Below are 11,821 nucleotides of genomic sequence, written 5' to 3' on the forward strand. Positions count from 1 at the left end.
CCTCTTAAATGTGTTGTCAGGCGACAAGCTGTTCCATAATGCGCTGATACATCCGCGCCAGCAGTTGCAAATCGGCAGCGTTCACACATTCATTAATTTTATGAATAGTGGCGTTGACTGGACCCAGTTCCACCACCTGTGCGCCCATTCTGGCGATAAATCGACCATCCGATGTGCCGCCCGTCGTCAACAGTTGCGGTTTAATTTCATTATAGTGCGCAATGGCGTTGACCACCGCATCGACCAGTTTACCGCGTTCAGTCAGGAACGGCTGCCCGGAAATCCACCACTCAACGCTGTAGCGCAACTGATGTTTTTCCAGCAGCGCAATCACGCGCGCCTTAATCATTTCGTCGGTCAGTTCGGTGCTGAAACGGAAGTTAAACTGCACGAACAGATCGCCCGGAATCACGTTATTGCTGCCGGTACCCGCCTGAATATTCGCTACCTGCATGCTGGTTGGCGGGAAGAAGTCGTTACCCTGATCCCACTCAACTGCCACCAGCTCGTTGAGCCACGGCGCGGCGCGGTGAACCGGGTTATCGGCCAGATGCGGATAGGCCACATGGCCCTGAACACCGTGGATCGTCAGGTTACAGGTCATCGAGCCGCGACGGCCATTTTTCACGACATCGCCCACCACTTCGGTGCTCGACGGTTCGCCCACCAGGCAGTAGTCCAGACGCTCGTTGCGCGCCATTAACGCGTCAACGACTTTCACCGTGCCATTTGTCGCGCTGGCTTCTTCATCGGAGGTGATGAGAAATGCCAGTCGCCCCTGATGATGCGGATGCTGCGCGACAAATCTCTCGGCGGCGACCACCATGGCGGCCAGCGAACCTTTCATATCTGCCGCACCGCGGCCAAACAACATGCCGTCGCGGATGGTGGGTTCAAAGGGGGGGTTGATCCAGCGATCGGCATCGCCGGAAGGTACGACATCCGTATGACCGGCAAAAGCCAGCGTCTCTCCCTGACCGCGCCACGCCCAGAAATTCTGCGTATCGCCAAAATCCATATGTTCGATGGTAAAACCCGCTGCGCGCAGGCGTTCAATCATTAGCGCCTGGCAGCCCGCATCATCGGGGCTAAGGGAAGGGCGGCGAATAAGCTGCTGAGCCAGCTCAATGACCGGGCAAGACATAGACTACACCTCATTGATTAACTGCTGATGTTTGCGTGTTTTCTTCATCGGTACGACGTCAGTTCGCGTGCTTCGCACCGAGTGTGCTGTTGCTGACAGGCGGTTTATTGACCGGCTGCCGGGGCGATGTCGGCAAGCCACTGGCTGTAACGTTCATCACTAAAACCCAGCAGCATAGGCTGTGCGGGCGCGCAGAGCAATGGGCGTTTGATGATTGCTGGCATTTCGAGCATTATCGCCGCGGCGCTATCCGCGTTATTGACACCGGCGCGAACGGATTCATCCAGTTTGCGCCACGTGGTGCCACGTGTATTGAGCAGCGCTTCCCAACCCAGCTCATTTATAAAGGTGGCTAATAATTCTGCCGTTAATCCATCGGCGCGATAATCATGAAAGCGATAGGTGACCTGGTGTTCATCCAGCCAGCGACGGGCTTTTTTTATGGTGTCACAATTTTTTATTCCATAAAGGGTGATCATGTATTGGCATCCTTATTTTTATCAATTAGCAGGTGTAATGAGAGAACAAATATACACGGAATACTCTTAGCAATCCGTATTATCAATTAATTCAGCGTGATTTCCAAAGGCTGATGAATAAAATTTCACTGGAGATGCATACTATTTCTGCCGAGAGCAGGAAAGGTAAGTTATTGGCTGGAAAGATGAACGCAACAATGCAGGCTTCTGGCGAGCAGGAATCACGCCCCGGCGCTACCATTATGGCCGTTATAACAGTTTCTGACGTCTGTTTTTCTCCATTAAATGCGGTGCGGGTAAACTATTTCAAAATGTTGCTGTGCATCACATAATTTTATATTCAGCGGGCCCATAGTTACCGCAAGAAGTGAAAGCAGTCCTGGAGGCAACAATCATAGCAATAGGGTAAACGATCTTCACAGGCCATAAAATTCCACGTAAGATAAGCATAATAATAAGAGAGGCTGTTATGATTGAACGTGAACTGGGGAACTGGAAAGACTTTATCGAAGTTATGCTTCGTAAATGATTCCAGCATTGTGAGTTAAGGGCGCGCTGTTCTTCTTCTCATTATATGTACGGACGTACAAATAAAAAGGCGACTGACCAGTCGCCTTTTTTGTTGGCTGCGATAAGAGGTTACTCGGGCTTCTCTTTCAACGGGAAACGACGGCGTACCAGTACAAAGAACAGCGGCACGAAGAAGATAGCGAGCACCGTTGCGGAAATCATCCCGCCCATCACGCCGGTACCCACGGCGTGCTGTCCGCCAGAGCCTGCGCCGGTGCTGGTAGCCATTGGCAGTACACCGAAGATGAATGCCAGCGATGTCATCAGAATCGGGCGCAGACGCTGACGGCAGGCATCCAGCGTTGCCTGAAGCAGGTCTTCCCCTTCCTGATTTCGCTCGTTAGCAAATTCGACAATCAGTATGGCGTTCTTCGCCGATAGCCCAATCACGGTCAACAGCCCCACCTGGAAATAGACGTCGTTCTCCAGTCCGCGCATCCAGGTTGCCAGTAATGCGCCGATAACCCCCAGCGGAACCACCAGCATCACCGAGAACGGCACCGACCAGCTCTCATACAGCGCGGCCAGACAGAGGAACACCACCAGCAATGAGATAGCATAAAGCGCCGGAGCCTGCGCGCCGGAAAGCCGTTCCTGATAGGACATCGCCGTCCATTCGAGGCCAAAACCCGCCGGAAGCTGGCGCACCAGATTTTCCATGATATCCATTGCCGTCCCGGTACTGACGCCCGGCGCGGCTTCACCGACAATCTCCAGCGCCGAATAACCGTTGTAACGCTCCAGACGCGGTGAACCGGTTTCCCAGCGCGAGGTCGCAAAGGCGGAGAACGGCACCATCTGACCGGACTGGTTACGCACATACCACAGGTTGATATCTTCCGGCAGCATGCGATATTTCGCCGCCGACTGAACGTACACTTTCTTCACGCGGCCACGATCCATAAAGTCGTTCACATAGCTTGAGCCCCACGCGGTTTGCAGGGTGTCGTTGATATCATCAATCGATACGCCGAGCGCCTGCGCTTTACGCTGGTCAATATCGACCTGCAACTGCGGGCTATCATCAAGGCCGTTGTGGCGCACGCGCGTCAGATCGGGATTTTTGGCCGCCATTTCCAGCAATTGGTCACGCGCTGACATTAGCGCATCGTGGCCGGCTCCGGCGTGGTCCTGAAGCTCCATATCAAACCCGGCGGAACTGCCCAGGCCGCTAATGGCTGGCGGGCTGCTGGCAAAAACGCGGGCTTCATTAATCTTGTTAAACGCTTTGGTCGCACGCTCAATAATGGCGAAGGAGGTACCGGTTTTGGCGTCGCGATCGTCCCAGTCCTTCAGGCGCACAAACATACGCGCCACGTTTTGCCCGTTACCGCCAGGGCCGGAACCGATGGTGGCGAAAATCGAGGTGACGTTATCTTTCTCGTTGGCGAAAAAGTAATCTTCAACTTTCTGCACCACTTTCAGCGTTTGCTGCTGGGTTGCGCCGCTGGGCAACTGCACAGAGGTGGTGAACATGCCACGATCTTCCTGTGGCAGGAAGGAGGTCGGCAGACGCAGGAACAGGAATACCATGCCGCCCAGCAGCAGAACGTAAATCACTATCCAGCGCAGGCTGCGATGCAGAATTTTAGCCACGCCCGATTCATAACGACGCGAGCTGGTATCAAAGACGCGGTTAAACCAGCCAAAGAAACCTTTCTTCGTATGCTGGGATTCCCCTTTATGAATGGGCTTCAACAACGTTGCGCACAGGGCAGGAGTGAGGATCATTGCCACCAGCACTGAAAGCACCATCGCCGCGACAATCGTAATCGAGAACTGACGGTAGATGGCCCCCGTGGTGCCGCCGAAAAACGCCATCGGGATGAATACCGCCGAGAGCACCATCGCAATGCCCACCAGCGCGCCCTGAATTTGCCCCATCGATTTACGTGTTGCCTGCCGGGGCGTCAGCCCCTCTTCACTCATGATGCGTTCGACGTTCTCGACCACCACGATGGCATCATCCACCAGCAGGCCAATTGCCAGCACCATCGCGAACATGGTGAGGGTGTTGATACTGTAGCCGAAGGCATAGAGGGTGGCGAAGGTCCCCATTAACACCACCGGAACGGCGATGGTTGGGATAAGCGTCGCACGGAAGTTTTGCAGGAACAGGTACATCACCAGGAACACCAGCAGAATGGCTTCCAGCAGGGTTTTTACCACATCGGTGATGGAGGCTTTAACGAACGAGGTCGTTTCATAAGCGACTTTGTATTCCAGCCCGCGCGGAAAATAGTCTTTAAGTTCATCCAGACGCGCGATAACCCGCTCCGCGGTTGCCATTTCGTTGGCGCCTGACGCGAGTTTCACCCCGAGGCCCGAGGCGGCATTGCGGTTAAAGCGGCTCAGATAATCATATTTTTCCGCACCCATTTCGACTTCAGCCACATCGCCAAGCGTGACGAAGGAACCGTCCTGGTTAACGCGCAGCGTGATATCGCGGAACTGCTGCGGCGTTTGCAGCAGCGACTGCGCGTTTATGGTGGCGTTCAGCGCCTGCTTATCCACAGAAGGCGTTCCCCCCAACTGACCGACGGCGACCTGAGCGTTTTGTGAGGATATCGCGTCGGTAACGTCTTTGGTGGTGAGCTGGAAACTATTGAGTTTGGCGGGGTCCAGCCAGATACGCATGGAGTATTGCGAACCGTAGGCATCAATATCGCCCACGCCGTTCACGCGGCTGAGTGGCTCCTGAATATTACTGGCGACGTAGTCAGCAATATCCTGTTTATCCATGCTGCCGTCAGTGGAGACAAAAGCGATGGTCAAAATGTTGGTATCACCGGTTTTACGAACCGTGACGCCCTGAGTTTGCACCGCCTGCGGCAGTTTACGCAGCGCCGATTGCAGCTGGTTTTGCACCTGCTGAACGGCTTCATCAGGATCGGTACCTGCAAGGAAGCTGAGCGTCACGCTCGCTTGTCCGGTCGCGCTACTTTGTGATGACATGTACATCAGGTTATCAAGGCCGGTCATGTTCTGCTCGATAACCTGGGTGACGGTGTTCTCCAGCGTTTGCGCGGACGCCCCTGGATAGTTCGCGGTGATGCGCACGTTCGGCGGCGCAAGATCGGGATATTGTTCAACCGGCAATGAAAAAATAGCCAGGGTTCCCGTCAGACATAACAGGATTGCCAACACCCAGGCAAAAATGGGGCGATCGATGAAGAAATTCGCCATCAGGAAGAGACCTCGTTATACGTATTTTTAATGACGCCAATGCTCCGAACACTCTAGCCGCAAGGCTTCCGGCAATCGTGGAGAAATTAAGGAGATAGTGTAAATTATCATGCCGCTTTTCTGCATAGACAGGCATTTCGTCAAGATTATTACGGTCACGTTACAAGAAGTTTTCAGCGGGGATCTTGCCATTAACTGAATGAAACGTAATTTCATTTAAGATGAAATTTTTTGATCTGCCACAGCATAGTGCTAAATAGTCATCATTCCTGGGCAAATGGACATTGCCTGCTGCATAGCTCCTCGGCTAATAAATAGACCTTATAAATATAAAGCTTATATAACCCGGACAGAGGGACGCTATGAACCGTTTTATAATGGCTGACAGCCAAAAATGCATTGGCTGTCGGGCATGTGAAGTTGCCTGCGTAATGTCGCATAACCATGAACAGCATGTCTTAACGCCTGCGCGTTTTCAACCGCGTATCACCGTCTTCAGAAATCAGACGCAGCGCAGCGCGGTCACCTGCCGCCACTGTGAAGATGCGCCGTGCGCACGAAGCTGCCCGAATGGCGCTATCAGTCAACGCGATGATGCAATCCTGGTTGACCAAAGCAAATGTATCGGCTGTAAATCCTGCGCCGTCGCGTGCCCGTTTGGCACCATGCAGATTGTCCTGACGCCCGCCGCCGATGGGCGGGTAAAGGCCAATGCGCAAAAATGTGACCTTTGCGACGGGCGTGATGGCGGCCCGGCCTGCGTGGAAAACTGCCCAGCGGATGCGCTGGCGCTGGTAAGCCCGCAGCGTCTGGCCGATATGTCGAAAAACCGCCGCATGCAGGCGGCCTGTCGCGATGCCCAGCCGTGGCACAGCGAAAGCACAGACCAGCAATCCATCATGCTCAGTAAACGTCAGCAGATGGCGCAAACGCCTGCGCGTGGTGAAGCCGACAAACTGGCGATTGACGCGCGAAAAACCGGCTTCGCGGAAATCTACTTGCCGCTCAGTGAAGATCAGGCGCAGCAGGCTTCTTCCCGCTGCCTGACCTGCGGCGAGCACAGTATTTGCGAATGGACCTGCCCGCTGCACAACCATATTCCACAGTGGATCGAGCGGGTGAAAGCCGGGGATATCGATGCGGCGGTGGCGCTGTCGCATCAGACTAACCCACTGCCGGAGATTACCGGACGCGTCTGTCCGCAGGACCGTCTCTGCGAAGGCGCCTGCACCGTGCGTGACGAACACGGCGCAGTCACCATTGGCAACCTTGAGCGCTACATTACCGACCAGGCGCTGGCGAAGGGCTGGCGGCCTGAAGTGGGCCCGGTAGCGGCAAGTGGTAAACGCGTGGCGATTATCGGTGCGGGCCCGGCAGGTCTGGCCTGTGCCGATGTACTGGTGCGTCAGGGCGTGGAGCCTGTGGTGTTTGACCGCCACCCGGAAATCGGCGGCCTGCTGACCTTCGGCATTCCTTCTTTCAAGCTGGATAAATCACTGCTGGCGCGACGCCGTGAAATCTTTACCGCGATGGGCATTCGCTTTGAGCTGAACTGCGAAATCGGGAAAGACGTGATGATGAATGACCTACTGGAAGAGTTCGATGCGGTCTTTGTCGGCGTGGGCACCTACCGCTCGATGAAAGCCAATTTAGCCAACGAAGATGCGCCTGGCGTGTATGACGCACTGCCTTTCCTGATCGCCAACACCAAAAATGTGATGGGGCTGAACGAACTGCCGAACGAGCCGTTCATCAACACCGCCGGATTAAATGTGGTGGTGCTGGGCGGCGGCGATACGGCGATGGACTGCGTGCGCACCGCGCTGCGTCATGGTGCCGCCAGGGTAACCTGCGCTTATCGGCGTGATGAAGCCAACATGCCTGGTTCCAGGAAAGAGGTGAAAAACGCGCGAGAAGAGGGGGCGGAATTTGAATTCAACGTTCAGCCGTTGACGCTCGAACTGGATAACGCAGGCAAGGTGAACGGGATTCGGTTCATCCGCACCGCGATGGGTGAGCCCGACAGCCAGGGGCGCCGACGCCCCGTACCAATTGAGGGCAGCGAGTTTGTTATGCCTGCCGATGCGGTCATTATGGCGTTTGGTTTCCATCCGCACAGCATGCCGTGGCTGAGCGCCCAGGGCGTCGAGGTGGATGACTGGGGGCGCATTCGCGCGAATGTTGAAAGCCGCTATCGTTATCAGACGACGAATCCGAAAGTGTTTGCCGGTGGTGATGCGGTGCGCGGAGCCGATCTGGTGGTGACCGCGATGGCAGAGGGTCGTCATGCCGCCCAGGGTATTATCGACTGGTTAGGTGTGAAAACGCACAGCGTACATTAACGACAAAACGGGCGCCACGGCGTAGTATGGTTCGCTTCGAATCGCGTTGTGGAGCCCGTATGTCATTTAAGATTGAACTGATTAAAGATAAAGTCCTCTCCGATAACTACTTTATTCTGCGCAATATTACCTACGATTTAACCCGCAAAAATGGCGACGTTATCCGGCATAAGCGCGAAGTTTATGACCGGGGTAACGGTGCCACCATTCTGCTCTACAACCCGCGAAAAAAAAGTGTGGTACTGGTTCGCCAGTTCCGCGTCGCCACCTGGGTTAACGGCAACGCTGACGGGCGATTAATCGAAACCTGCGCGGGTCTGCTGGATAATGACGAGCCGGAAGTGTGCATTCGCAAAGAGGCGATAGAAGAAACCGGCTATCAGGTTGGCGAGGTGCGCAGAGTGTTCCAGCTCTATATGTCACCAGGCGGCGTCACGGAAATCGTGCATTTATTTATTGGCGAATACGACGATAACCAGAGACAGACTATGGGTGGTGGCGTCGACGATGAAGACATTGAAGTGCTGGAAATCCCATTTACCGAGGCGCTGGCGATGATGGCGCGCGGTGAAATCTGCGACGGTAAGACGGTGATCTTGCTACAGTATTTGCAATCTTCTGGTTTAATGAATTGATTTTACTAAAGAAATAATTATGTATTTTATATGAATCAATCCGACAAATCCGATTGAGCGCAGCGCTCATGGCGTTGAAGATACCCCGGTAAATTGATGTTTTTTTCTTCTGGGGTTGTACCGTTCATGCGTTACCGCGTTCTTCTCTTATTGTTTTTGGGGCTGCTCCCAACGTCTCTGACGTGGGCGTCTCCTGTCCAGCAGGTTTTTTCCGACTGGCTGGTTACCTGCAATAATCAGAATTTCTGCGTCACGCGTAACGTGGGGTTGCATCACGGTCTGGTGATGACCCTCAGCCGCAGTGCGGGCGCGCATATGGACGCTGCGCTGCGTATCGAACTGGGCGGTCTGGTCAATCCGGTCGCCGCCGTACCACCGATTGCGCCGCGACTGCTGCTGGATGATAAACCGCTCCAGCGTGGGGAAGAGCACTGGAAGGTTCAGCCAAAGCTTCTCGCCACGGAAGACAGCGCGACGATAGATGCGTTTTTGCAACAGGTACAGGATGCGCAAGCGATAACCCTGCAAAAAGGGGTCCAGGTGATTTCTCTGAAAGGGCTAAAAGCCGCGCTGCTGTTTATCGATTCGCAGCAAAAACGGGTTGGCAGCGAAACGGCGTGGGTGAGAAAGGGCGACGAACCGCCGCTGAGCGTACCCCCTGCGCCAGCGCTGAAAACCGTCGCCAAAGTCAACCCGACGCCGACCCCGCTCAACCGCGATGAATATAACGATCTGCTCGATTATGGCACCTGGCGGATGAACAATACCCAGTGCTCGCTGGATCCGTTGCGCCGTGAAGTGTGGGTCACCGCACTCACCGATGATAAAGCGCTGATGATGATAAGTTGTGAATCTGGCGCCTATAACACGATTTACCGTGCCTGGCTGGTGTCGCGTAAAAAGCCCCATGCCTCGCATCCGGTACGTTTGCGTCTGCCGTTCCTGCCTTCCGGGCAGGACAATCGTGACGTCGAATTGATGAACCTGACCTTTAATGAAAATACGCGCGAGCTTATCACGCTGGAGAAAGGACGCGGTCTGGGCGACTGCGGCGTGCAAACCCGCTGGCGCTACGATGGGCAGCGTTTCCGTTTAGTGCGCTATGCGGGGCAGCCGGAGTGCGATAACTGGCAGGGTGCCGATGCGTGGCCTACCCAGTGGATCACCGGGTAGGTGTGGTGCGGAGAATTGCCGGATGCGGCTACGCCTTATCCGGCCTACAATACATCCGCCCATGCGAACATCCATTCGTAGGCCCGATAAGCGAAGCGCCATCGGGCATGTTGCGGGAGCCATTGCCGGGTGGCGGCTACGCCTTACCCGGCCTACAAAATATCCGCCCGTAGGAACATCCATTCGTAGGCCCGATAAGCGCAGCGCCATCGGGCATTTGCGCCATAACCTAGCGCTTCTTCAATACCGCTTTTGCCTTCTCGACAATATTCTCAACCGTAAAGCCAAAGTACGGGAACAGTTTCTCCGCAGGCGCCGATTCGCCATAGCCGGTCATCCCGACAATCGCCCCTTTCAGGCCGACATATTTGTACCAGTAATCAGCTATGCCTGCTTCGACCGCCACGCGGGCGCTGACGCCGGAAGGCAGTACCGACTCACGGTACTCTTCATCCTGCGCATCAAACGTATCCGTTGAAGGCAGCGAAACTACCCGCACGTTTACACCATCCGCGCGCAGTTTCTCTGCCGCCAGCACGGTAATCTCCACTTCTGAACCGGTGGCAATCAGAATCAGGTCCGGCTTACCGCCCGCATCCTTCAGCACATAACCGCCGCGCGCGATTTCCCGAACCTGCTCCGGCGTACGCTCCATTTGCGCGAGGTTTTGTCGGGAGAGGATCAGCGCCGTTGGGCCGTGGTGGCGCTCCACCGCCGCCTTCCACGCCACCGCAGTTTCCACCTGATCGCACGGACGCCAGGTGCTGAAGTTTGGCGTGAGCCGCAGGCTGGCAAGCTGCTCCACCGCCTGGTGCGTCGGGCCATCTTCGCCAAGGCCGATAGAATCGTGGGTATAAACCATAATCTGCCGCGCTTTCATCAGCGCCGCCATACGTGCGGCATTGCGCGCGTATTCTACAAACATCAGGAAGGTGGCGGTGTAGGGCACAAAGCCGCCATGGTGGGCAATCCCGTTGGCTATAGCGGTCATGCCAAACTCACGCACGCCGTAGTGAATATAGTTGCCCGCGAGATCCTCTTTCAGTGATTTCGAGCCGGACCAAATCGTTAAATTACTGGGCGCGAGATCCGCCGAGCCGCCCAGCAGCTCCGGAAGAATCGGGCCATAGGCATTGAGCGTATTTTGCGACGCTTTGCGGCTGGCAATTTTCGCTGGCTCCGACTGCATTTTCTCGATGTACGCCTGCACGGTACTCGCCCAGTTTTCCGGTAAGCCGCCGCTCATGCGACGGATAAACTCCGCCGCCAGTTCCGGGTGCGCCTTTTGATACGCGGCGAGCTTCTCTGTCCAGCTCTGCTGTTCTTTCTCACCGCGCTCGCGGGCATCCCACTTTTTGTAAATCTCTTTTGGAATTTCAAACGGTGGATGATTCCAGCCAAGCTGTTTACGCGCCAGCGCGACTTCTTCCGCGCCCAGTGCCGCGCCGTGTGCTTCCTCTTTACCGGCCTTATTCGGCGAGCCGAAACCGATAACCGTACGGCAGATAATCAGCGACGGTTTATCCTTAACGCTCTGCGCCTCTTCAATCGCTTTTTTCACCGCCTGCGGATCGTGTCCGTCGATTTCATGTACCACGTGCCAGTGATAGGCCTCGAAGCGTTTCGCCGTATCGTCGGTGAACCAGCCTTTGGTTTCACCATCAATCGAAATACTGTTGCTATCGTAAAAACCGATCAGTTTGCCCAGCCCCAGCGTCCCGGCAAGGGAACACACTTCGTGCGAAATCCCCTCCATCAGGCAGCCATCGCCCATAAATACGTAAGTATAGTGATCGACAATCTCATGCCCTGGCTGGTTAAACTGTGCGGCCAGCGTGCGCTCGGCGATAGCCAGACCTACCGCGTTCGCCAGCCCCTGGCCGAGTGGCCCGGTTGTGGTTTCAACGCCTGGCGTATAGCCAATTTCCGGGTGGCCTGGCGTTTTGGAATGCAGCTGGCGGAAATTTTTCAGCTCTTCAATCGGCAGGTTGTAACCGCTCAGGTGCAGCAGGCTATAGAGCAGCATCGAAGCGTGGCCATTAGAGAGAATAAAGCGATCGCGGTCATACCACGTTGGGTCCGTGGGGTTATGTTTCATGAAGTCGTTCCACAGGACTTCAGCAATATCCGCCATGCCCATTGGCGCGCCAGGGTGTCCGGAATTGGCTTTCTGAACGGCATCCATACTCAGGGCACGGATGGCATTAGCGAGATCTCTTCGTGACATTAACGACTCCTTAGCAAAAGTGGCGATCTTGATAAGTTATGAGATGCATAACAAAAAAGCATAGC

At 55.1% G+C, this 11,821-nt stretch carries 9 protein-coding genes; 5 read left to right on the forward strand and 4 right to left on the reverse strand.

Features of this window, described 5'->3' with window-relative positions; translation table 11 throughout:
• Positions 1 to 16: 16 nt before the first annotated feature.
• Both dapE and F0Q32_RS02755 read right to left on the reverse strand, forming a co-directional pair.
• Positions 17 to 1,144, reverse strand: coding sequence for a succinyl-diaminopimelate desuccinylase (gene dapE, locus F0Q32_RS02750; protein ID WP_149461873.1), 1,128 nt, complete (start codon positions 1,142 to 1,144; stop codon positions 17 to 19).
• A 104-nt stretch (positions 1,145 to 1,248) separates the two neighbouring features.
• Positions 1,249 to 1,623, reverse strand: a complete 375-nt coding sequence (locus tag F0Q32_RS02755; RefSeq protein ID WP_149461874.1) for an ArsC family reductase — start codon at positions 1,621 to 1,623, stop codon at positions 1,249 to 1,251.
• Between the two features lie 113 nt (positions 1,624 to 1,736).
• Between F0Q32_RS02755 and F0Q32_RS02760 the strand changes: the two genes are divergently transcribed.
• Together F0Q32_RS02760 and ypfM are read left to right on the forward strand one after the other, a co-directional pair.
• Positions 1,737 to 1,955 (forward strand): hypothetical protein, encoded by a 219-nt coding sequence (locus F0Q32_RS02760; RefSeq protein ID WP_149461875.1) that lies wholly within the window; start codon positions 1,737 to 1,739, stop codon positions 1,953 to 1,955.
• 137 nt (positions 1,956 to 2,092) lie between these two features.
• Entirely contained in the window at positions 2,093 to 2,152 is a 60-nt protein-coding gene (gene ypfM, locus F0Q32_RS02765) for a protein YpfM (protein WP_001386977.1), read from the forward strand.
• 110 nt (positions 2,153 to 2,262) lie between these two features.
• Here the strand turns inward: ypfM and acrD are convergent, their stop codons facing one another.
• Positions 2,263 to 5,379, reverse strand: a complete 3,117-nt coding sequence (gene acrD / locus F0Q32_RS02770) for a multidrug efflux RND transporter permease AcrD (RefSeq protein WP_149461876.1) — start codon at positions 5,377 to 5,379, stop codon at positions 2,263 to 2,265.
• 362 nt (positions 5,380 to 5,741) lie between these two features.
• Here acrD and aegA point away from each other — a divergent pair, with 362 nt between their 5' ends.
• The 3 genes from aegA (at position 5,742) to F0Q32_RS02785 (ending at position 9,529) form a co-directional block, all read left to right on the forward strand.
• Positions 5,742 to 7,721 carry a formate-dependent uric acid utilization protein AegA gene (gene aegA, locus F0Q32_RS02775; protein ID WP_149461877.1) on the forward strand — a complete coding sequence of 660 codons (1,980 nt, stop codon included), beginning with the start codon at positions 5,742 to 5,744 and terminating at the stop codon, positions 7,719 to 7,721.
• Between the two features lie 59 nt (positions 7,722 to 7,780).
• Positions 7,781 to 8,356 (forward strand): GDP-mannose pyrophosphatase NudK, encoded by a 576-nt coding sequence (nudK, locus tag F0Q32_RS02780; RefSeq protein ID WP_149461878.1) that lies wholly within the window; start codon positions 7,781 to 7,783, stop codon positions 8,354 to 8,356.
• A 126-nt stretch (positions 8,357 to 8,482) separates the two neighbouring features.
• Entirely contained in the window at positions 8,483 to 9,529 is a 1,047-nt protein-coding gene (locus F0Q32_RS02785; RefSeq protein WP_149461879.1) for a DUF1176 domain-containing protein, read from the forward strand.
• 229 nt (positions 9,530 to 9,758) lie between these two features.
• Here F0Q32_RS02785 and tkt read toward each other — a convergent pair whose 3' ends face one another.
• Positions 9,759 to 11,756, reverse strand: coding sequence for a transketolase (gene tkt / locus F0Q32_RS02790; protein WP_149461880.1), 1,998 nt, complete (start codon positions 11,754 to 11,756; stop codon positions 9,759 to 9,761).
• Positions 11,757 to 11,821: the final 65 nt, after the last annotated feature.

The organism is Pseudocitrobacter sp. 73 (genome assembly GCF_008369545.1).
GTDB classification, from domain to species: domain Bacteria; phylum Pseudomonadota; class Gammaproteobacteria; order Enterobacterales; family Enterobacteriaceae; genus Pseudocitrobacter; species Pseudocitrobacter vendiensis.

Excerpts from the sequence above, each read along its gene's own strand:
- dapE (WP_149461873.1), bottom strand. The coding sequence starts at position 1,144 with ATGTCTTGCCCGGTCATTGAGCTGGCTCAGCAGCTTATTCGCCGCCCT.
- F0Q32_RS02755 (WP_149461874.1), bottom strand. The coding sequence starts at position 1,623 with ATGATCACCCTTTATGGAATAAAAAATTGTGACACCATAAAAAAAGCC.
- F0Q32_RS02760 (WP_149461875.1), top strand. The coding sequence starts at position 1,737 with ATGAATAAAATTTCACTGGAGATGCATACTATTTCTGCCGAGAGCAGG.
- acrD (WP_149461876.1), bottom strand. The coding sequence starts at position 5,379 with ATGGCGAATTTCTTCATCGATCGCCCCATTTTTGCCTGGGTGTTGGCA.
- aegA (WP_149461877.1), top strand. The coding sequence starts at position 5,742 with ATGAACCGTTTTATAATGGCTGACAGCCAAAAATGCATTGGCTGTCGG.
- nudK (WP_149461878.1), top strand. The coding sequence starts at position 7,781 with ATGTCATTTAAGATTGAACTGATTAAAGATAAAGTCCTCTCCGATAAC.
- F0Q32_RS02785 (WP_149461879.1), top strand. The coding sequence starts at position 8,483 with ATGCGTTACCGCGTTCTTCTCTTATTGTTTTTGGGGCTGCTCCCAACG.
- tkt (WP_149461880.1), bottom strand. The coding sequence starts at position 11,756 with ATGTCACGAAGAGATCTCGCTAATGCCATCCGTGCCCTGAGTATGGAT.